Source organism: Duganella aceris, from assembly GCF_011090165.1.
GTDB lineage: Bacteria > Pseudomonadota > Gammaproteobacteria > Burkholderiales > Burkholderiaceae_D > Rugamonas > Rugamonas aceris.
Genome location: NZ_JAADJT010000005.1, coordinates 276,405 through 298,476 on the forward strand (window position 1 = coordinate 276,405; position 22,072 = coordinate 298,476).

Consider the following 22,072-nt stretch of genomic DNA (forward strand, 5'->3'; position numbering starts at 1 on the left):
TCTTTGATAGCTAGGCGATGTAGATCTTGCGCAGTGTCTCGGTGACGTTCCAGATGGTGGCGGTGCCGGCCGCCAGCCGCCCGACCGACCCCGCGCTCAAACGCAGCGCGGGCGAGCCGTCGTCGAAGCTCACCGTCGCCGCGCCCGACAGGACGATGAAGTATTCATCGGCTTCGATATCGGTTGTCACGCTAGGCGTGATCTCCCAGACACCGATCGCGTAGTCGCCCATGGCGCCAAGCACGGCGGTGCCGATACGCGGCTCGCCGGCGAGTATCTTGCCTGCCGGCGGCGACGCATGATCGAGCGTCACGGCCGACGCCTGCACCACCAGATTGCCCGCGAGTTCGAAGAAGGTCGTCATGAGTCGAACCCCAGCCCGACGGCGTCCATGGCGCGCAGGAACAGGTTGCGCTTGCCGCCGTTGTGGTCGGCGCGGTCCATCGACCAGCGCGTGGCCTGGATGCCGAGAAAGGCGAACGGCTCCGGCGGGAACGGCGGCGGCATCTCGCGCACCATGCGCAGCCGGGTGCGTTCGGTGTCGAGCCGGTCGATCTTGTCGAGCAGGACGTTGGCGGCGAAGCGGGTGGCGCCCACGCCCAGTCCGGTGAAGCCCGCCGCGTGGGCGATGTTGCCGCCGCGCGCGGAGCCGAAAAAGGCGCAGAAGCGCGTCGATGTGTCGATCGCGCCGCCCCAGCGATGGCTGAACTTCAGACCGTCGAGCTGCGGGAAGGTGGTGAAGAAATGGCTCGCCAGGCGCTCGAAGGATGCCTGCCGCAGATCGTAGGCGTCGTCGACCGCTTTGCCGTAACGGTACACTGCGTCATAGCCGCCGAACAGGATACGGTTATCGCGGCTGAGCCGGTAATAATGAAATTGATTGGCCATGTCGGCGATGCCTTGGCGATGTTGCCAGCCTATGCTGCGCAGTTGCTCCGGGCTGAGCCGCTCGGTCATCAGCACATAGTCGTACACCGGCACCGTGTGCAGCCGGTAGCGGCGCAGCAGCGATGGGAAAACGTTGGTCGCCAGGACGACGCGCGTGGCCGACAGCGACCCGGCCGCCGTCCTCAGGCGGATGCGCCCCTGATCGGCGCGGCTGGCTGGTGCGATCGCGTCCACGGCGGAGTGCTCATGGATCCGTACCCCGAGCCCGGTGGCGACGCGCGCCAGTTCCGCCACCAGTTTGCCGGGGTGGAGCATGGCGGTGGTATGCCTGTCCCATTGGCCGGACAAATAGGTGGGCGAGTTCACTTCGGCGCGGATGGCCTCCATGGACAGATAGTCTTCTCCACGCAACTGCTCGTCCTGGTACGGCTCGACCGCCACCGTCAGGCAGCCGGTGCGCTCGAAGTCGCAATCGATGTTGTAGCGCGCGATGGTGGCCTCCAGCTCGTCGAGGTTGCGCAAGCCGAGCGCCTCCAGCTGCGCGTATTCTTCCGGCCAGCGCTTGCGGCCGTTTTCTTCACCGTGGGTCAGGCTGGCTTCGCAAAAACCGCCGTTGCGGCCGGACGCGGCCCAACCGACGCGCCGCGCCTCCAGCACGACGACGCCGCGCTGCGGATCGCGCTCCTTTGCCAGGATGGCGGTCCACAGGCCCAGGTAGCCGCCGCCGACTATCGCCAGGTCGACCTCGTGCTCGCCCTGGTAGGGCGGGAAGGGCTCACGGGGCGGCAGGTCGGCAAGCCAGAAGGAGCCGTCGACGGCGCCCTCAAGCGAGAAGCGGATGGCCGACGGAGTAGGGGGCGAACGTTCGAAGACTGTTGCTTGCATGGATAGACTCACCGCTGCGCATACCAGCCGACCGGGCCTGGTTGTAGATTGATGTTGACCTGCTTGACCTGCTGGTATTCGGCCATGCCGTGCACGCCGAGGTCGCGGCCGTATCCGCTCATCTTGTAGCCGCCCCATGGCGCCTCGTTGAAGGTCGGGTTGTAGCAGTTGATCCAGGTGACGCCGGCGCGTAGTTCCTTGATGACGCGCAGCGCGCGTGCGCCGTCGCTGGTGAACACGCCGCCGGCCAGGCCGTATGGCGTATCGTTGGCCATGGCGATCGCTTCCTGCTCGGTGGTGAAGCCCTGGATCGTCACCACCGGGCCGAACACCTCCTCGCGCACGATGTCCATCGCGCCGGTGCAATCGTCGAAGATGGTGGGACGCACAAAAAATCCCCGCGCGCAGTCGCCTTCAATATAGCGCTCGCCGCCGCACACAAGCGTCGCGCCTTGTTGCCGCGCGGCGCCGATCGCCGCGAGCACCTTGTTCATCTGGGCTTCCGAGGCCAGCGCGCCCATGTCGGGGTCATGCCTGCCGTCGCCGATGGTCATGGCCTTGGCCCGTTCGGCCAGGCGCGCCACGAAGCGCGGCTTGATGCTGGCTTCGACCAGGATGCGCGAACCGGCGGAACACACCTCTCCCTGATTGAAAAAGATGCCGATCATCGCCCATTCGACCGCGCCTTCCAGGTCCGCGTCGGCGAAGATCAGGTTGGGCGACTTGCCGCCCAGTTCCAGCGCCACCTTCTTCAGGTTGCCGACGGCGGCGGCGGCGATGCTTTGCCCGGTGCGCGTGCTGCCGGTGAAGGTGATCATGTCGACGTCGTGGCTGGCCGCCAGCGCCGCGCCGGCGCCGGGGCCGTCGCCGAGCACCAGGTTGGCGGTGCCGGCGGGCAGCCCGACCGCGTCGAAGATCTCAAACAGCAGCACGGCGGAAAGCGGCGTCAGCTCGCTGGGCTTGAACACCACGCAGTTGCCCGCCGCCAGGGCCGGCGCCAGCTTCCACGCCGCCATCAGCAGCGGATAATTCCACGGCGTGATCAGCGCGCAGACGCCTATCGGCTCATGCAGGCAATACGCATGCATGGCGCCGAAGCCGTCGCCGACCTCGTACACGCCGCCCTGCGGCTTGCCGATCAGGCCGGCGTAATAGCGGAAGCAGGCGACGGCGTCGGCGACGTCGGCGCGCGCCTCGCGCAGCGGCTTGCCGTTGTTGACGGTATCCAGCAGCGCCAGTTCCTCGGTCCTGGCTTTGATGGTGTCGGCGACGGCATACAGGAGCTCGGCCCGGTTCGGTCCGCTCATGCGGCGCCACGCGCCGGCGCCGTAGAACGCCTCCTTGGCCGCGGCCACCGCCAGTGCGCTGTCCTCGGCGCCGCTGTCGGCCACCAGGGCGATGACTTCGCCGTTGGCGGGATTGACGATCCCGCGGCTGGCGCCGCTGACGGCGTCCGACCAGCGGCCGTTGATGTAGTTCTTCTTCATGGCTTGACCGCCGGCGCAGGACTATGCCCGCGCATCCAGCGGTCGACTTGCTCGACCAGGTCCATCCAATGGCTCGGGTGCCATTCGAAACTGTGGTTGTCGTCCGGGTAGCGCACCAGTGCCGCGTCGACGCCGCACAGTTTAAGCGCGGTGTAGTACATCTCGGATTGCGCCACCGGGGTGCGCCAGTCGCGCTCGCCGCACAGCACCAGCGTCGGGGTCCGCACCCGGTCCACCAGCGACAGCGGCGAGCGCGCCCAGTATTGTTCCTGCATGCCCGGCTTCCACGGCGCGCCCGGCAGCCAGTAGAAGGGGAAGTAGTCCGGCCGGTCCACCGCCAGCACCTGGCTGGTCCAGTCCAGCACGCCGTAGATCACCGAGGCCGAGGCGAAGCGCTGGCTGTGGCCGAGCAGCCAGCCGGTCAGCACGCCTCCCGCCGATTCACCTGCAAGGTGCACCCGGTGCGGATCGATGCCGCCGCGCGCCACCGCCGCCTCGACGGCGTCGAGGATCAGCAGGTCGTCCTGTCCCGGGAAGTCGTGCTGCAGTTCTTGCGTGAACGCCGCGCCGTAGCCGAGCGAGCCGCGCGGGTTCATCATCAGCACCGCGTAGCCGCGCGCCGCCCAGATTTGCGGGATCAGTGCGAAATGCGGACACCAGGCCAGGTAGGGCCCGCCGTGCAACCAGACGATCAGCGGCAATTGCTCGTCGGCGGGGGCGCCGGCGGGACGCAGCATCCATGCCTGCCAGCGCGGACCGCCCGGCCTGGTCTCCAGCCACATCGCCTCGACCGGCGCCACGGCGCGCTGCGCCAGCCAGTCGGATTCGTTGCTCAGCGTCGGCCCGGCGCCGCCATCGGCGGCCAGCACGGCCACTTCGTCGGTACGCGCGGCGGCGCCGCGCAGATAGGCGATCTGGCCGTCGCGGGCGACTGAAAATCCCTTCTGATACAGCACGTAGCCGCTGGCGGCCGAACCGCCGACGTCGCGCGTCAGCGTGCGCCATTCACCGTCCAGCGATACCCGCGCGATGCAGCCGTCGCCGGCGTCCGGCAGCAGCAGCAGCAGGCCGCTGCTGTCCGGCAGCCACTGGAATTGCTGATGCACTTCCATCTCGGCTGGATGGGGCAGGGCGCGCACCGGGCCGCCGGCGCGCGGCATCAGGTACAGCAGGTTGGTGTGGAACGACTTCATCTCGTTGCGGAAGCCGACGAAGGCGATCCACCGGCCATCCGGCGAGACGCTGGCCTGGCACACCGGGCCGCCGAAATCGGTCAATTGGCGTACCGCGCCGTCGCCGACGGCGAACTCGTAGACATCGGCGGCGATGGTGGTTTTCGGGTCGTAGACGCCGGACTGCGGCGCCGGGCGCTGCATCGACATGACGATGTGGCGGCCATCCGGCGTCCACGAGATGTGGCCGGCCAGCGTCATTTTGGTGACGCCGGTGAGCGGGCCGCCGTGCTGGTAAGGCCCATCGGTCAGCTGCCGGGTCGCGCCGGTATCGAGGTCGAGCAGGAAGATATGGTGGTAGCCGTCGGCGATCTCGCCGTCGATGCCTTCGACCCGGCGCACCAGCTGGTCGCTATAGATGCCGGGAGCGCTCCAGGCCGGGGTACGCAGGTGCTCCCACGCCGCAGGCTCCACACCGGAGACGGCCGCCGGCGCTTCGGCCACACGGCTCACGAAGGCCAGCAGGCGGCCGTCCGGCGACCAGGACAGGTTGCCCGCTTGCTGCGGCAGCGTGACCACCACGCTGCGCGCCAGCGTGCCGGCGTGCCAAAGCGCGATCGTCGGCGCTCCCTCCGTGGCCGGGACGAAGGCGAGGCGCTTGCTGTCCGGCGCCCAGCAGGGCTGGCCGGCGGGTCCCAATTCGTGGCGGACGCCGGACTCGCGGTCGATCACGGCCAGTTCGGCGATCCAGCTGTCGCTGGCCACATCGGCGCGGGTGCGGGTATAGGCGATGAAGCGGCCATCCGGGGAAATCTTCGGATCGGAAGGCAGTTTTATGTCGAAATGGTCTTGCGGCAAAATGGCGGAGTGCAGCGGCACGCTCATAGTGTGTCTTTCGGATTCAATATGGTGAAAGGGGAGGCGAGGTCCTGGCGGCGCTGGTTTCGCGCGCTACGCCAGGCCAGGCTCAAATGGACGAACAACATCAGGCCGAACAGCTTGACGATCAGCATCGCGTACTTCAGCGATTCGTTGCCGAAGCGCGGTTGCAGCAGATCGCTGAACAAGCCGATCAACAGCGGTCCGCCGCCGTCGCCCAGCATGGTCAGCACCAGCAGGAACACCGAGGCGCCCAGCACCCGCAGGTGGCGCGGCACGGTGGTGTGCAGCATCGCCAGCACCGGTCCGTTGGGCATGGCGCCGAACACCGTGGCGGCGACGTGCGCCACGAAGGCGAACTTCAGGTTGGGCGCGAACAGCACGCCGAGGATGCAGGGAAAGGTCAAGGCATAGGTTCCCATGCAAAAGGCCAGCATGCGGTTGGGCCGGTCGGCGCCGATGCGGTTGCCGAGCAGGCCGCCCAGCAACAGTCCGATCAGCGCGCCGCCGGCGTAGGCGCCGCCGAAGAACGCCGCGGCCTCGTCGGGCGCCAGGCCGAATTCGCGGTTGTAGAAGCTCGGCATCCATTTGGACAGGCCCGACACCGCGAACGAGGCCCAGGAAAAGCCGAGCGTGATCTGCACGAAGCCGCGCTCGTGCCACAGCGCGCGCAGGCCGGCGCTCCAGCGCGTCGCTTCCGCGGCCTTGGCCGGCGCCGATGTCGGCAAAATCATGGGAGGATTCGGCACCAGCCAACGTTGCAGCAGCGCGGTGAGCACGATCATCGCCGCGAAACTGATGAAAGCGGTGCGCCAGCCGAACTTGACGGCGATCCAGCCGCCCACCACCAGCGGCAGCGTGTTGCCGAGGAAATCGCCGGCGGTGTAGGTCGCCATGGCGCCGGCGCGCCGCTCGGGCGGATACAGTTCGCTCACCAGCGCCTGGCCGAGCGGCCAGGCCGCCGCCGGACCGACGCCGGACACCAGGCGCGTGGCGATCAACTGCCACAGCGCGCCGCAGCCGGCCGTCAAGGCGCTGGCGACGCCGCAGACCATCATGCTGACGGCCAGCATGGTGGAGGCGCCGTAGCGTCCCGCCCAGTGCGCGATCGGCAAGGCCAGCAGCGCCATCGACAACACCGAGCCGTAGCCGGTCAACAGCCCCAGCTGACCGTCCGAGAATCCGAACTCGTCCTTGATCAAGGGCAGCACCGCCGCCAGCAGCGTGCCGCCGGACTGCGCCATCGCGTTCACCAGCGTCAGCACCAGCAGCGTCGCCATCGGATTGATGCGGCCCTTGTGCGCGCTTGCCTCAATAGTCATAGCGCAAGCTCATGCCGACGGTGCGCGGACGGATCGGATACCACTCGGTGTAGTTGACGGTGCCGGGATTGAGATAGGTGGAATAGTTCAGCGCGGCCGACGACTGGCCGCGCTTGTCGGCGGCGTTCTGCACGTAGGCGCTCAGTTCCCAATTGTCTTTCCTGATGTTCAGGCGCAGATCGGCGGTGGTATAGCCGGGCAGCACCAGGCCGGCGTCCATCTGCGCGCGGCGCGAACCGACATACTGCAGCACCGTGGTGAAGGTGCCTTGCGTGTCCATCGGGCCGGCGAAGTTGTAGCTGCCGTCAAGCGTGGTTTGCAGCTTGGCCACGCCCGGCAGACGGGTGCCGGAGTCGACCGCGACGCCGGAGGCGGAAACGAAGTCGGATCTGATCGTGGCGTCGGTGTAGGCCAGGCTGCCGTTGATCCGCAGCGCCTGGCTGGCGCGCCAGCCGAACGTGGCTTCCAGCCCGGTCGACTTGGCCTTGCCGACGTTGGAGATGATGACGAAGCCGTTGCTGTCGGCGCTGGAGACCTGGATGTCCTTCCAGTCAAGCACGAAGCCGCTCAGGCTGAGGTTGAGATCGCGGTTGGGCTGCAGCCGCACGCCGGTTTCGTAGTTCCACAGCGAGTCCGACTTATAGGGCAGCAGCCCCACCGTGTTGATGCCGCCGAAGCGGTAGCCGCGCGATGCCGTGGCATACACCGATACGGCCGGCGTAAAGGCATAGCGGGTGCTGAATTTCGGCGTGACGCCGTTGTCGCTGTCGCTGAAATGGGTGAACGGGGCGCCGTAGTTGGAGCGGTCGAAATCGACCTTGGTCTTGAAGTAGCGCGCCCCGGCGCCGAGCGACCATTGCGGCGTCGCTTTCCAGTCCAGGTCGGCGAACAGCGAATTTTCAACGGCCGTACCGGTGCGCACGGTGGCGAAATATTCGTCGCCGGGCAGGTTCTCCGGATCGTTGGCGCCGGGCAGCGTGATGCTCTGGCCGCGGAAGAAATTCGCTTTCTGATGGAATGCGCCGATCAGCCAGTCCAGCCGGTCCGGATGCGCCGAGGCGAGGCGGAATTCCTGGGTGAACGAATTCGAATGACGCGGTTCGTCGTTGATGGCGCGGTCGACGTTGGGATACTCGATGCCGCCATACATGGTGAAGTCCGGCACCAGCAGATAGCTGACGTCGTTGACCTGGTCGCGGCGCTTGGTCTGGTAGCCGGTGATGGAGGTCAGGCGCAGACCGTTGCGCTCCCAGTTCACCTGCACGTCGGCCAGCGTCACGCGGGACTTGACGTGGGCGTCGGTGGGCGTGTCGACGGTCAGGCTGTCGGCCGAAGGGCTGACGGCGCTGGTGCCGTCCTGGCGGCTGCGCTGCGTCATATAGGTTGCCGTGATGTCCAGCCCCTGCATCGGCTTCAAAGCGAGGATGGCGCGGCCCGCGTCTGCGCGGTTGGCGTTGATGTCGTTCCGGCCGGTGCCGAGGTTGTCGACATAACCGGCGTCCTTGCGGCTGGTGAGCACCATCCTCAGCGCCGCCACGCCCTTGGACAAGGGCAGGTTGGCCATGGTGTTCGCGGTGTAGCCGTTGCCGCCGCCGGCGACGCTGGAGAAACCGCTCATCACGCTGAATTCGGTGTTGTCCAGGTTGGGTTTGTTGAACAGGTAGCGTACCGCGCCGCCCAGCGACGAGGAGCCATACAGCGCGCCCTGCGGGCCGCGCAGGACCTCCACCCGTTCCAGGTCGAACGGCGCGATGTCGGGCGAGGAGATGAAAACGTAGGGATCGGTGAACGGGATGTCGTCGATGTAGATGCCGGTCGGCGCCTGGCCGAAGACAACGTTGTCCGACGAGGTGTTGGTGCCGATGCCGCGGATGCTGTACAAGGCGCCGTCCGCGTTGCCTTTGTTGAACTGCACCCCCGGACTGAGTTTGAACACATCTTCCGCCGTCTCCATGCCCAGTTGTTCAAGCTTGAGGCCACTCATGGCGGTCACCGAGCCGGCGACATCGCTCAGCAGCTGCGAACGCCTGGCGGCGGTGACCACGACCTGGTCGACGCCTGGCTTGGCCTCCGGCTGCGCATCGGTCGGCGCCGAGGTTTGCGCTGTGGCGGAAATGCCGATGGCGGCACCAACCGTCAGCATCGATAAACGGCGAACCCCGCGAGAGGATGACTTACTAAAGGCCATGTGGTACTCCATTTTATTGAGAGAGTGTCAGGTCCGGTTTTGCCCCGCTCCGGGCATTCCGCAACGCATGGAACTATGTTATAACTGTTACGAAAGCATTAGATATATCCCGCCGGGGACATGCGTGATTCTTACCACACCGATACGATGACCAAGTCTGACATGACGCCCGATTCCTCCGATCCGGCGCTCCCACCCGCCGCCACACTCACATTCGACATCGAGGGCATCTGCGGGCTCGCCGCGCTGGCCGGCGGTGTGGGTCAAGCGGGCTTTTATAGCGCCGCCCTGGGCTTCCTGCGCACCCTGGTCGACGCCGAGATGGGCGTGGTGCTGGCCTATTCGGTCGAGCAGCGGCCGCGCTACCTGTCGGTGCAGGCCGACGCGGCGCGCCATCGTGGCGCGCGTGAAACCGCCTACCTCGACGGCCCCTACGCGCTCGATCCGGTCTACCAGATGTTCCAGCGGGGGCAGGCCGATGGCGCGTATGCGATGGCCTCCTACGTGCCGGACGATTTTTATCAGAGCGAGTTTTACCGCTGCTTTTTCCACAACACCCATCTGATCGACACCATCGACATCCTGTGGCGCATCGACGAGCGCCACTCGATCGCGTTCTGTCTCGGGCGTGAAGAAGGCAGTCCGCCGTTCAGCGCCGCCGAGCTGCCCCGGGTGCGCCTGGCGCTGCCGCTGTTGTTCGCCGCCATGCGCCGCCATCATCAATTGGCGACGCCGCAGCCGCCCAGCGAGACCGACCGCCTGGTGCACCGGCAGGTGCAGTCGACGATGGACAATTTCGGCGCCTCGCTGCTCACCAAGCGCGAGCGGGAGGTGGTGTTCTACATGCTCAGCGGGTACTCGTCGGCGCAGACGGCGGCGCGCCTGCACACGGCCGAAGGCACCATCCGCAACCAGCGCAAAAGCATTCACCACAAGCTTGAGACGAGCTCGCAAGCCGAACTGTTTTCGCTGTTCATTCAATGCATACCGTTCGCCGAACCCGACACCGACATCGATCCGCTGGCGCGCTACCAGGCCCCCACGCAACGTTAGTTAACCGACGCCGAATAGCCCGGAACGGCTATTGCCTGTCCTTGCCGACCCGCCTAACATCGGCTGCATGACGACTCAAAAAACCAACTCCGGCACGCCCAGCGCCGCCGAATCAATCGACGGCTTCGCCGCCACCTATCAACAGGCGCGCGCCGCCTTGCTGGATGCCGCCGCACTGCGCGGCGGCCGGATCGACAGCCTGCGCCATCCTCTCGATGGCCCCGATGGCGCGCCGTTGTGGATGGATGCGCTGCGCTTCGGCGATCCGGATGCGCGGGATGTGTTGGTGATCGCCAGCGGCACCCACGGCATCGAAGGCTACGCCGGGTCGGCCGTGCAAACGGCGTGGTTGCGGGAACAAGGCCCGGGCACGCTGCCGGCCGGCTCCGCCGTGCTGCTGATACACGCGGTCAATCCATGGGGCTTCGCCCACTGGCAGCGCGGCACCGAAAACAACGTCGACCTGAATCGCAACTTCATCGATTTCCAGTCGCCTGCGCCGGTCAACAGCGGCTACGCCGAACTGCATCCGCAATTGATGCTGGAAGACTGGAGCGAGGCCGAACTGGCGCGCGTGTTCGCCGCGATGGACGCCTATCGCGCGCGGGTCGGCGAGCAAGCGTTTTCGACCGCCTTCAACGGCGGCCAGTATCTGCATGCGGACGGTATTTTCTACGGCGGCGCCCAATCGGAATGGTCGAACCTGGCGTTGCGGCAGGTGCTGCAACGCCACCTCGGCAACGCCAAGCGCTGCGTGCTGGCCGACCTGCACACCGGCATCGGCCCCTACGGCATGCCGTTCATGATCAACCAGGACGCGCCCGGCACCCCTGGCCGCGAACGCGCCATCGCGATATGGGGCGAGGCGGCGTTGAGCGGCGCCGGCTCCACCCACACCGCGCTGGCGACCTATCAGGGTCTGATGATACAGGCGTTCGCCGAGGTGCTGCCCGGCTGCGCGGTGTCCGCCACCGCCATCGAGTTCGGTACGCTGGAGCGGCGCCGCATGCAGCGCGTCCACTTGGGCATGGCGTGGATGCGCCGCCAGGCTGCCACCGGCGCCGCCTTCGAGCAGGCGCAGGCGGAATATCGGGAAGCTTTCATACCGTCCGACCCCGCTTGGCGGGCATCCGTCATACGGGAAGGCGTGACGCTGTGCGCGCGCGCCTGCGCGGCGCTGGTGGACAGCAAGGCTTAAATCAGGGGACTTTATGGCAATTCGCGAAAACTTTAGTTACGCCGACATGGACCAGTGGCTGAATGAAAAACGGGTCACGGAAATCGAGTGCCTGGTCCCCGACCTGACCGGCGTCGCGCGCGGGAAAATCCTGCCGCGCGCCAAATTCACCCAGGAGCGCGGCATGCGCATCCCCGAGGCTGTGCTGGGCATGACCGTCACCGGCAACTACCCGACCGGAAACCCCGGCTACGACCGCGCCATCTCGACCACTGACCGCGACATGATCCTCAAGGCCGATCCGACCACCATCACCATGGTGCCGTGGGCCACCGATCCGACCGCGCAGGTGATCCACGATTGCTATTTCGCCGACGGCAAGCTGGTCGACTTCGCGCCGCGCTCGGTGCTGCGGCGCGTGCTCAAGTTGTACGCCGACAGGGGCTGGCGTCCGGTGGTGGCGCCGGAGCTGGAGTTCTACCTGACGGCGAAAAACATCGACCCGGACCTGCCGCTGAAGCCGCCGATCGGCCGCAGCGGCCGCGCCGAAACCAGCCGCCAGGTCTACAGCATCGATGCCGTCAACGAGTTCGATCCCCTGTTCGAGGACATCTACGATTACTGCGATCTGATGAATCTCGACGTGGATGCGCTGATCCATGAAATCGGCGCCGGCCAGATGGAGATCAACTTCCTGCACGGCGATCCGCTCAGCCTGGCGGACAAGGTGTTTTTCTTCAAGCGCACCTTGCGCGAGGCGGCGCTCAAGCACGATATGTACGCCACCTTCATGGCCAAGCCGATGGCCGGCGAGCCGGGATCGGCGATGCATGTGCATCAAAGCGTGGTCGATACTAAGACCGGCCGCAACATTTTCAGCGCGGCCGATGGTTCGGCGGCGCCGATCTTCAAGCATTACATCGGCGGCCTGCAGCGCTACATGCCGTCGGCCATGGCCATTGTCGCGCCGTATGTCAATTCCTACCGGCGCATCGTGCGCCACACGGCCGCGCCGATCAACATCCAGTGGGGCATGGACAACCGCACCGTCGGATTCCGCGTGCCGGAGTCCGGGGTGGAGGACCGGCGCGTCGAGAACCGCATCATCGGCGCCGACGCCAATCCCTATCTGGCGCTGGCGGTCACGCTCGCCTGCGGCTACCTCGGCATGACGGAACAGCTGGAGCCGGCGCCGATGATGGTCGGCAGCGCCTACGACTTGCAGGTGGAATTGCCGCAGGGCTTGCCGGAAGCGCTGCAGCGCTTGCGCGCCGAGGACCAGCTGCGCGGCGTGCTGGGCGAACGGTTCGTGGATGTGTACTCGGCCATCAAGGATCTGGAGCACCAGGAATTCATGACCGTGATCAGCCCCTGGGAACGCGAGCACCTGTTGCTGCATGTTTGACATTGAAGGGAGCTCGGCATGACATGGCATAAAAAAGCACAGACGCTGGCGATCGACGGTCGCGCCTTCATCGACGGCGAGCGGGTATGGGCCAAGGGTGAAGAGCGCTTCGACAATCTGTCGCCCGTCGACGGCCGTCTGCTCGGCGCGGTGGCGCGCTGCGACGGCGCCGATGTGGATCTGGCGGTGGCGGCCGCGCGCGCCGCCTTCGAGGACAGGCGCTGGTCCGGCATGGCGCCGGCGCGGCGCAAACGCGTCATGATCCGCTTCGGCGACCTGGTGCAGCAGTATGGCGAGGAACTGGCGCTGCTCGAAACGCTGGACATGGGCAAGCCGATTCAATACAGCCTGAGCGTGGATGTGAAGTCCAGCGCCGACTGCCTGCGCTGGTACGGCGAGGCGGTCGACAAGGTGTACGACGAGATCGCTCCTACGGCGGAGAGCAGCCTGGCGCTGATCACCCGCGAGCCGGTCGGCGTGGTGGCCGCTATCGTGCCATGGAATTATCCGATGATCATGGCCGCGTGGAAGATCGGGCCGGCGCTGGCGGCTGGAAACAGCGTGGTGCTGAAGCCGTCCGAGAAATCGCCGCTGACGGCCTTGCGGCTGGCTGAGATAGCACTGGAGGCCGGCCTGCCGCCCGGCGTGTTCAACGTGCTGCCAGGCTATGGACATGAGGCCGGGGCCGCGCTGGCGCTGCATATGGACGTCGATTGCATCGGCTTCACTGGCTCCACCGGGGTCGGCAAGCAGATACTGCAGATGGCGGGCCGCTCCAACCTGAAGCGCGCGTGGACTGAGCTGGGCGGCAAATCAGCCAATATCGTCTGCGCCGATAGCCCGGACCTGGACGCTGCGGTGGCGGCGTCCATCGGCTCGATCTATTTCAACCAGGGCGAGAGCTGCAACGCGCCATCGCGCTTGTTCGTCGAGGAGTCGATCAAGGACCGCTTCCTTGAAAAGGCGCTGGACCTGCTGCCGTCGTTCCAGCCGGGCGACCCGCTGGATGAGGCCAGCGTGATGGGCGCCATCGTCGACGCCACCCAGCTGGAGACGGTGCTCGGCTACATCGACAAAGGCAAGCGGGATGGCGCGCGCTTGCTGGCCGGCGGAGCGCGGGCGCGCGCCGGCAGCGGCGGCTACTACATCGAGCCGGCCTTGTTCGACCAGGTCGACGCCGGCATGCGCATCGCGCGCGAGGAAATTTTCGGGCCGGTGCTGTCGGTGTTCGGCTTCAGCGACGTGAACGAGGCGGTGCGGCAGGCCAACGCCACGCCGTACGGGCTGCAGGCGGCGGTGTGGACCTCGGACTTGGGCAAGGCGATCCGGACCTCGCGCGCGCTGCGTGCCGGCACTGTGCATGTCAACCAGTACGACGGTGACGACATCACGGTGCCCTTCGGCGGCTACAAGCAATCCGGCAACGGCCGCGACAAATCGCTGCACGCCTTCGACAAGTACACGGAGTTGAAGACGACCTGGATACAGGTCGGCTGACACCCAAGACAAGGATTTTTATGTTCGGCTCAACGCTGCTCAAGCGCGACTTCTCGTTGACGCAACACTCGTTTTATGAGGCGAGCGTGGTTCGCCCGCCCGTCAACGCGCCGCTGGCGGGACGGGTAAAGGTCGATGTGTGCGTGGTCGGTGCGGGGCTGGCCGGTCTGTCGGCGGCTTTGGAACTGCGCGCGCGCGGCCTGTCGGTCGCCGTGCTGGAGGCACGCGCCGCCGGATGGGGCGCCTCGGGCCGCAACGGCGGCCAGGTCATCGTCGGCTTTGCCAACGACGAGGAGATCGGCGCACAGCTCGGGGCCGAGGACGCGCGGCAGGCCTGGCGAATATCGGTGGACGGACTCGATCTGTTGCAGCGGCGTATAGCCGACCACGGGATCGATTGCGACTATTCGCCCGGCTACCTGCACCTGGCCGTCAATGCCCGCAAGGGGCGCGCGCTGGCCGAGTCGGCGGAGCATCTGGCGCACCGCTACGGCTATCGAATGCAGACCGTGGGCGCGCGCGACATCGGCGATTGGATCGCCAGCGAGCGCTTTCATTCCGGCGTGTTCGATTCGCAATCGGGGCACCTGCATCCGCTCAAATACTGCCTGGGGCTGGCACGGGCGGCGCAAGCGGCCGGCGTGCTCATCTACGAGCAGTCGCCGGTGAGCGGCATCGAGCGCGGCGCGCAGCCTGTGGTGCGCACCGCGCATGGCGAGGTGGCCTGCGACTTCGTGGTCCTGGCGGGGAATGTCTACCTGAACGAATTCGGCACGGCGGTGGCGCCTGGCATCGGCGACCGCATCATGCCGGTCGGGACCTACATCATCGCCACCGAGGCGATGGCCCCGGAACGCGCGGCGGCGCTGGTGCGGCAACGCGCCGCCGTGTGCGACAACAATTTCGCGCTCGACTATTTCCGCCCGACGGCCGATCACCGCGTGCTGTTCGGCGGCCGCGCCAGCTACGGCGGCGCCACCCCGATCAATCTGGCCGCCAGCATGCGGCGGCGCATGCTGGCGGTGTTCCCGCAATTGGCGGACCTGGCGGTGCCATATGCCTGGGGCGGCTTCGTCGACATCACCATGAACCGCGCCCCGGACTTCGGCCGGGTCGACAAGAATGTGTACTACCTGCAGGGCTTCTCCGGACACGGCCTGGCGCTGACCGGCATGGCGGGCAAGCTGGCGGCGGACGCCATCGCGGGCCAGGCCGGCGGTTTCGATCTGCTGGCGCGGCTGCGGCATCGGCGCTTTCCCGGCGGCGCGGCCTTGCGCACGCCGTCGCTGGTGCTGGGCATGCTGTACCACAGAATGCGGGACCTCTTGTAGGACCGTCGCACAACATTTATCGCAAGGAGAAAATATGGATACAAACGAGATGCACCGGACCGACGCCGCCTGGCTTGAGGCGCACTGGATGCCGTTCTCGGGCAACCGCAGCTTCAAGGCCGAGCCGCGCATGATTGTGGCCGCCGAAGGCGCGTATTACACCGACTCGGATGGACGCAAGGTGTTCGACGGCCTGTCCGGCCTGTGGTGCACGGGGCTGGGCCATGGCAACGCGCGGATCACGCAAGCGGTCGGCCGCCAGATCGCTACGCTCGATTATTCGCCCGCCTTCCAGCATGGCCATCCGCTGTCGTTCGCGCTGGCCAACCGGCTCAAGGAATTGACGCCGGCCGGCCTGGACTACGTGTTCTTCACCGGTTCGGGATCGGAGTCGGCGGACACCTCGCTGAAGATGGCGCGGGCCTACTGGCGCGCCAAGGGCATGGCCAGCAAGACGCTGCTGATCGGGCGGGAAAAGGGCTACCACGGCGTCAACTTCGGCGGCATCTCGGTCGGCGGCATCGGCGGCAACCGCAAGCTGTTCGGGCAGGGCGTACAGGCCGATCATCTGCCGCACACGCTGTTGAAGGAGAACGCGTTCTCGCGCGGCTTGCCGCAGCACGGCGTGGAGCTGGCGGACGCGCTGCTTGATCTGATCGCACTGCACGACGCCTCCAACATCGCGGCGGTGATCGTGGAACCAATTTCCGGATCGGCGGGCGTGGTGATTCCGCCGGCGGGCTACCTGCGGCGGCTGCGCGAGATCTGCGACGCGCACAACATCCTGCTGATCTTCGATGAAGTGATCACCGGCTTCGGCCGCATCGGCGCCTACACGGCGGCCGAGGCCTTCGGCGTGACGCCGGACATCATGAACCTGGCCAAGCAGGTGACCAACGGCGCGCAGCCGCTCGGCGCGGTGCTGGCCAAAAAGGATATCTACGACACCTTCATGCACGCCGGCGGCGCCGATTACATGGTGGAGTTCGCGCACGGCTATACCTATTCGGCCCACCCGGTGGCCTGCGCGGCAGCTCTGGCGGCGCTCGATGTGCTGGTCGGCGAGAACATGATCGAACGGGTGCAAGCGCTGGCTCCGCATTTCGAGGATGCGGTGCACGGCTTGCGCGGCGCGCGCCATGTGGCAGACATCCGCAACTACGGCCTGGCGGCGGGCGTCACGATCGCGTCCCTGCCGGGCGAGCCGGCGCGCCGGCCCATCGAGATCGCCAGGCGCTGTTGGGAAAAAGGCTTTTACGTGCGTTGCGGCGGCGACACGATCCAGCTCGCGCCGCCTTTCATCGCCAGCCGCGCCGAGATCGATTCCCTGGTCAACGCCCTGGGCGACGCCCTCAACGCCACCGCTTGATCTATCATTCGACAATATGACTATGCCAAACAAACACACCATCGGCCACTTCATCGACGGCGAACTCATTTCCGGCGGCGAGCGCGCGCAGGACGTCTACAACCCCGCCACCGGCGCCGTCGAACGGCGGGTCGCACTGGCCGACAAGACCACCGTCGAGGCCGCCATCGCCTCCGCGCATCGGGCGTTTCCCGCCTGGCGCAATACGCCGCCGTTGAAGCGGGCGCGGGTGATGAGCAAGCTCAAGCAGCTGCTGGAGCAGCACGCGGAGCATATCTGCCAACTCATCACCAACGAGCACGGCAAGGTGCTCAGCGATGCGATGGGCGAACTGCAACGCGGCATCGAGAATGTGGAATACGCCAGCTACGCGCCGGAACTGCTGAAGGGCGAACACAGCCGCAACGTCGGGCCGGCGATCGATTCGTGGAGCGAGTTCCAGCCGCTGGGCGTGGCGGCCGGCATCACGCCGTTCAATTTCCCGGCGATGGTGCCTCTTTGGATGTGGCCGCTTGCGGTCGCCTGCGGCAACACCTTCGTGCTCAAGCCTTCGGAGCGCGATCCGTCTTCCACGCTGTTCATCGCCCAGCTGGCGTTCGAGGCGGGCTTGCCGCCGGGCGTGCTGAACGTCGTCAACGGCGACAAGGAGGCGGTCGACACGCTGCTCTCCGATCCGCGCGTGCAGGCCGTCAGCTTCGTCGGCTCGACCCCGGTCGCGGAATATGTATATGCCACCGGCAGCGCCCACGGCAAACGGGTGCAGGCGCTGGGCGGGGCCAAGAATCACGCCGTCGTCATGCCGGACGCGGACATCGGCAACGCTGTCAACGCGCTGATGGGCGCCGCCTTCGGCTCCTGCGGCGAACGTTGCATGGCCGTGCCGCTGATGGTGGCGGTGGGCGACGCCACGGCCGAAGCGGTGATCGCCGGCCTGAAGGCGCAAATCGCGACCATGAAGGTGGGACCCGGCACGGCGGCCGGCGTCGACATGGGGCCGCTGGTGACGCGCCAACATTTCGACAAGGTGTCGGGCTACGTGGCGCAGGGCGTGTCCGAGGGCGCGCTGCTGCTGGTGGACGGGCGCGGCGTGGCCGTCGAGCCGGGTTGCGAGGACGGCTACTACCTTGGGCCGTGCCTGTTCGACCACGTCAAGCCAGGCATGAAAATCTATCAGGAGGAGATCTTCGGCCCGGTGCTGGGCGTGGTGCGCGTGCAGACGCTGCAACAGGCGATGGACCTCATCGACGCCCACGAGTACGGCAACGGCACCTGCATCTTCACTCGCGACGGCGAGGCCGCGCGCTACTTCTCCGACCATATCCAGGTCGGCATGGTGGGCATCAACGTGCCTTTGCCGGTGCCGGTCGCGTATCACTCGTTCGGCGGCTGGAAACGCTCCCTGTTCGGCGACCTCGGCGCCTACGGCCCCGACGGCGTGCGCTTCTACACCCGCCGCAAGACCATCACGCAGCGCTGGCCGGCCAGCGGCGTGCAGGAAAAAGCCGTGTTCAACTTCCCGTCGAACCAATGATGGCGCCGAACACCAAGCCGGTCGTGCTGATGTCGATGGGCCTGCAACGGCGCAACGATCACGACTATCAGGTGATGACCCACAAGTATATGCGCCCGCTGGTGGAGCTGTCCGGCTGCGTGCCGCTGCTGATACCGACCTGTTTCGGCACGGACGATGTGGCCCAGTACCTGTCCATGGTCGACGGCATTTATCTGACCGGCGCCGGCAGCAATGTCGATCCGGTGCTGTACGCGCAGGACAATCTTACGCCCGACAAGCAGCTCGACCAGGGGCGGGACCTGGTCGATATCGCCATCATCCGGCTGGGGCTGGAGATGGGGCTGCCGTTCTTCGGCGTTTGCCGGGGCATGCAGGAACTGAACGTGGCGCGCGGCGGCGACCTGCACCAGAAACTGTACGCGCTGCCGGGCATCGCCGACCACCGTGAAACGCCGGACGCCTCCCCGGAGGTGCAATACGGCGCCGCGCACCAGGTGCGGCCCGTGCCCGGCACCTGGTTCGCCGACCTGATCGGGGAGCCAGCGTTCGCGGTCAACTCGCTGCACGGACAGGGACTGGACCGCCTCGGCGCCGGCGTCGAGCCGCTCGCCTATGCGGAGGACGGCGTGGTGGAAGCGGTGCATCTGCCGGGCCTGGCCCAGTTCACGCTCGGGGTGCAGTGGCACCCGGAATGGGAGGCGGCCGGCAATCCGCAGTCGGTGCGCTTGTTCGAAGCCTTCGGCGCGGCGTGCCGCCAGCGCGCGGCCCTGCGCTCATCCTGACACATTTTCGACCGAAAGAATAATTTCACAATGACCAGCACCTCGCACGCCCAGTCCTACTATGCGGCATCCGCCAATCCGGCCCCGTCGCGGCCGCCGCTGCTCGGCGAAACCGTCTGCGACGTTTGCGTCGTCGGCGCCGGCTATACCGGCCTGAACACCGCGCTGCACCTGACCGAAGCCGGCTACAAGGTGGTCGTGCTCGAGCAGGCGCGGGTGGGGTGGGGCGCGTCCGGCCGCAACGGCGGCCAGATCGTGCACAGCTATTCGCGCGACATCGATGTCATCGAATCCAGCTACGGCAAGGAGGTGGCCAGGCCGTTGGCCGAAATGATGTTCGAAGGCGCCGCGCTGCTGCGCGCGAACGTGGCGAAATACGACATCCAATGCGATCTGAAGGACGGCGGCGTCTATGCGGCGATGACCAGCAAGAAGGCGGGACAGCTGGAGGAGCACAAGGCGCTGTGGGAAAAGTGGGGCAACCGGCATCTGACGCTGACCGACGATCCACGGGAAATCGGAAAGTTCGTGCAATCCGACCGCTATCGCGCGATCCTGGTCGATGCCTCGGGCGGGCACTTCCATCCTCTGAACCTGGCGCTGGGCGAGGCGGCGGCGGTGGAGCGGAACGGCGGCGTGATCCACGAACTCAGCGCCGTCACCCGCATCGAGCGTGGCGCCGAACCGGTGGTGCACACGGCGGGCGGCCAGGTCAGGGCGAGGTTCGTGGTGGTCGCATGCAATGCCTACATCGGCGACCTGGAACCGAAGCTGGCCAGCCGGTCGATGCCATGCGGTACCCAGGTGCTGGCGACGGAGCCGCTCGGCGGGCTGGCCGACCAGTTGCTGCCGGCCGACTGCTGCGTCGAGGACAATAACTATCTGCTCGATTATTTCCGCCTGTCCGGCGACAAGCGCATGATTTACGGCGGCGGCGTGATTTACGGCGCGCGCGACCTGGCGCACATCGCCTCGGTCATCGCGCCGAAGATGTGGCGCACCTTCCCGCAACTGAAAGACGTCAAGATCGACTACGCGTGGACTGGAAATTTCTCGCTGACGCTGTCGCGCCTGCCGGAAGTCGGCAAGCTGTCCGACAACATCTTTTATTCGCAGGGCTGCTCCGGCCATGGCGTCACCTTCACCCATCTGATCGGCCGTTTGATGGCCGACGCCATCCGCGGCCAGGCCGAAGGCTTCGCGGCCTTCGAGCGCTTGCCGCACCTGCCGTTTCCCGGCGGCCGCAGCCTGCGCGTTCCATTGACGGCGCTGGGTGCCTATTGGTACAGCCTGCGTGACCGGCTCGGCGTCTAAACCTACACAACCAAGGAAAACCTATGAACAACGAACAAATCCAGCAACGTAAAAACGCCGCCACCCCGCGCGGTGTCGGCGTCATGTGCGACTTCTACGCCGAGCGTGCGCTCAACGCCGAGCTGTGGGACGTCGAAGGACGGCGCTTCATCGACTTCGCCAGCGGAATCGCCGTGCTGAACACCGGGCACCGCCACCCGCGCGTCATCGCCGCCGTGCAGGCCCAGCTGGAACGCTTCACGCATACGGCCTATCAGATCGTGCCGTACGAGGAATACGTCTCGCTGGCCGAGCGCATCAACGCGCTGGCGCCGGGCGAGTGGGACAAGAAAACCGCCTTCTTTACCACCGGTGCCGAAGCGGTGGAAAACGCCGTCAAGATCGCCCGCGCCCATACCGGACGCCCCGGCGTGGTGGCGTTCTCAGGCGCTTTTCATGGCCGCACGCTGATGGGCATGGCCTTGACCGGCAAGGTGGTGCCGTACAAGCAGGGCTTCGGACCGTTTCCGGGAGAGGTCTACCACGTGCCGTTCCCGACGGCGCTGGACGGCGTCACCACCGCTGACGCACTGACCGCATTGCAAACGCTGTTCAAATGCGACATCGAGCCGCAACGCGTCGCCGCGATCATCATCGAGCCGGTGCAGGGAGAGGGTGGCTTTCATGTCGCGCCGCGCGAACTGATGTCGGCGCTGCGGCGACTGTGCGACGAGCACGGCATCGTGCTGATCGCCGACGAGATACAGACTGGCTTCGCCCGCACCGGAAAGCTGTTCGCCATGGAGCACCACGCGGTGGCGGCCGATCTGGTGACGATGGCCAAGAGCCTGGCCGGCGGACTGCCGCTGTCGGCCGTGTGCGGCCGCAGCGACATCATGGACGCGCCGGCGCCGGGCGGCTTGGGCGGCACCTACGGCGGCAATCCGCTGGCCATCGCCGCCGCCCACGCCGTGCTGGATGTGATCGACGACGAGGGCTTGTGCGCGCGCGCCGTCGAACTGGGCACGCGGCTGAGCGAGCGGCTCCGCGCGTTGGCGGCGAAGGTGCCGCACATCGCCGAAGTGCGCGGCGTCGGCGCCATGGTGGCGGTCGAGTTCCGCGATCCTGCCAGCGGACAAGCCGATGCCGCGTTCACCAGGAAGGTTCAGGCGCATGCCTTGGCCAACGGCTTGCTGTTGCTGTCTTGCGGCGTCTACGGCAACGTGATCCGCTTCCTGTTCCCGCTGACCATCTCCGACGCATTGCTGGAGGAGGCGTTGGGGGTGTTGGAACAAGCGTTGAGCCAGTAAGCGCAACGAACCAAATCCGCTAGAGCGGCATTGCGGTGTCGTACTTCACTTCGCGCAGCGCGACGCTGGTGTTGATTTGCGAGATGCCGTTCAGCTTGACCAGCACGTTGTGCAGGAAGTCGTGGTAGGCGTCCATGTCGGCCACGACCACTTTCACCATGTAGTCCGACGAGCCGGTGGTCTCGTAGCACTCGATCACTTCCGGCCGCAGCCGCATCGCCTCCTCGAACTGTTCGACCACGCCCTCGGCGTGGCGCAACAGCGAAATGTGCAGCAGGCACACCACCGCCAGGCCCAGCTTGCGGCGATCCAGCAGCGCCGTGTAGCGCACGATGTAGCCGTTTTCCTCCAGCTCCTTCTGCCGCCGCCAGCACGGACTGGCCGACATGCCGATTTTTTCCGCCAGTTCATTGGACGAAATCCTGCCGTTTTTTTGCAGTTCGGCGAGGATTTTTACCGAGGCGGCATCAAGAGAAGTGTTTTTCATTATTTTCCGTGATATTCGAAATGATCTTGCCATT

The 22,072-nt window shown here is 66.4% G+C and carries 17 protein-coding genes; 10 read left to right on the plus strand and 7 right to left on the minus strand.

All coding sequences use genetic code 11. From position 1 onward, the window contains the following. Positions 1-10: 10 nt before the first annotated feature. Genes GW587_RS13020 through GW587_RS13045 form a run of 6 tightly spaced genes read right to left on the minus strand, consistent with a single transcriptional unit; the run spans position 11 to position 8,776 of the window. Positions 11-364, minus strand: a complete 354-nt coding sequence (locus GW587_RS13020) for a cupin domain-containing protein (protein ID WP_166103347.1) — start codon at positions 362-364, stop codon at positions 11-13. Then, positions 361-1,773 (minus strand): NAD(P)/FAD-dependent oxidoreductase, encoded by a 1,413-nt coding sequence (locus GW587_RS13025; protein ID WP_166103348.1) that lies wholly within the window; start codon positions 1,771-1,773, stop codon positions 361-363. Before GW587_RS13025 ends, GW587_RS13020 begins: the two co-directional genes overlap by 4 nt. Before the next feature lie 8 nt (positions 1,774-1,781). Next, positions 1,782-3,260 carry an aldehyde dehydrogenase family protein gene (locus tag GW587_RS13030; RefSeq protein ID WP_166103350.1) on the minus strand — a complete coding sequence of 493 codons (1,479 nt, stop codon included), beginning with the start codon at positions 3,258-3,260 and terminating at the stop codon, positions 1,782-1,784. Then, positions 3,257-5,317, minus strand: a complete 2,061-nt coding sequence (locus GW587_RS13035) for an alpha/beta hydrolase family protein (RefSeq protein ID WP_166103351.1) — start codon at positions 5,315-5,317, stop codon at positions 3,257-3,259. The genes GW587_RS13030 and GW587_RS13035 overlap by 4 nt, the downstream gene beginning before the upstream one ends. Then, positions 5,314-6,633: an MFS transporter gene (locus GW587_RS13040; protein WP_166103353.1), complete on the minus strand. Its 1,320-nt coding sequence runs from the start codon at positions 6,631-6,633 to the stop codon at positions 5,314-5,316. The genes GW587_RS13035 and GW587_RS13040 overlap by 4 nt, the downstream gene beginning before the upstream one ends. Further along, positions 6,623-8,776 (minus strand): TonB-dependent receptor, encoded by a 2,154-nt coding sequence (locus GW587_RS13045; RefSeq protein WP_166103354.1) that lies wholly within the window; start codon positions 8,774-8,776, stop codon positions 6,623-6,625. The genes GW587_RS13040 and GW587_RS13045 overlap by 11 nt, the downstream gene beginning before the upstream one ends. A gap of 192 nt (positions 8,777-8,968) precedes the next feature. On the opposite strand from GW587_RS13045, the gene GW587_RS13050 reads away from it, so the two are divergent. The 10 genes from GW587_RS13050 (at position 8,969) to gabT (ending at position 21,551) form a co-directional block, all read left to right on the plus strand. Further along, positions 8,969-9,874, plus strand: a complete 906-nt coding sequence (locus GW587_RS13050; RefSeq protein ID WP_166103356.1) for a helix-turn-helix transcriptional regulator — start codon at positions 8,969-8,971, stop codon at positions 9,872-9,874. 67 nt (positions 9,875-9,941) lie between these two features. After that, positions 9,942-11,072, plus strand: coding sequence for a M14 family metallopeptidase (locus GW587_RS13055; protein ID WP_166103358.1), 1,131 nt, complete (start codon positions 9,942-9,944; stop codon positions 11,070-11,072). Positions 11,073-11,085: 13 nt separating this feature from the next. After that, entirely contained in the window at positions 11,086-12,456 is a 1,371-nt protein-coding gene (locus tag GW587_RS13060; RefSeq protein WP_166103359.1) for a glutamine synthetase family protein, read from the plus strand. An 18-nt stretch (positions 12,457-12,474) separates the two neighbouring features. Next, positions 12,475-13,953 (plus strand): aldehyde dehydrogenase, encoded by a 1,479-nt coding sequence (locus GW587_RS13065; RefSeq protein WP_166103361.1) that lies wholly within the window; start codon positions 12,475-12,477, stop codon positions 13,951-13,953. A 20-nt stretch (positions 13,954-13,973) separates the two neighbouring features. Beyond that, a complete protein-coding gene (locus tag GW587_RS13070) occupies positions 13,974-15,284 on the plus strand; it encodes an NAD(P)/FAD-dependent oxidoreductase (RefSeq protein ID WP_166103364.1) in 1,311 nt (436 codons plus the stop codon). A 34-nt stretch (positions 15,285-15,318) separates the two neighbouring features. Beyond that, entirely contained in the window at positions 15,319-16,653 is a 1,335-nt protein-coding gene (gene aptA / locus GW587_RS13075; RefSeq protein WP_166103367.1) for an omega-aminotransferase AptA, read from the plus strand. A gap of 16 nt (positions 16,654-16,669) precedes the next feature. After that, a complete protein-coding gene (locus GW587_RS13080) occupies positions 16,670-18,184 on the plus strand; it encodes a CoA-acylating methylmalonate-semialdehyde dehydrogenase (RefSeq protein ID WP_229259428.1) in 1,515 nt (504 codons plus the stop codon). Beyond that, positions 18,181-18,948 (plus strand): gamma-glutamyl-gamma-aminobutyrate hydrolase family protein, encoded by a 768-nt coding sequence (locus GW587_RS13085; protein ID WP_166103373.1) that lies wholly within the window; start codon positions 18,181-18,183, stop codon positions 18,946-18,948. Before GW587_RS13080 ends, GW587_RS13085 begins: the two co-directional genes overlap by 4 nt. Positions 18,949-18,978: 30 nt before the next feature. Continuing rightward, a complete protein-coding gene (locus GW587_RS13090) occupies positions 18,979-20,262 on the plus strand; it encodes an NAD(P)/FAD-dependent oxidoreductase (protein ID WP_166103375.1) in 1,284 nt (427 codons plus the stop codon). Positions 20,263-20,285: 23 nt separating this feature from the next. Next, positions 20,286-21,551 (plus strand): 4-aminobutyrate--2-oxoglutarate transaminase, encoded by a 1,266-nt coding sequence (gene gabT, locus GW587_RS13095; protein WP_166103379.1) that lies wholly within the window; start codon positions 20,286-20,288, stop codon positions 21,549-21,551. A 19-nt stretch (positions 21,552-21,570) separates the two neighbouring features. Here gabT and GW587_RS13100 read toward each other — a convergent pair whose 3' ends face one another. After that, positions 21,571-22,038: an Lrp/AsnC family transcriptional regulator gene (locus tag GW587_RS13100; RefSeq protein WP_166103382.1), complete on the minus strand. Its 468-nt coding sequence runs from the start codon at positions 22,036-22,038 to the stop codon at positions 21,571-21,573. Between the last annotated feature and the right edge of the window lie 34 nt (positions 22,039-22,072).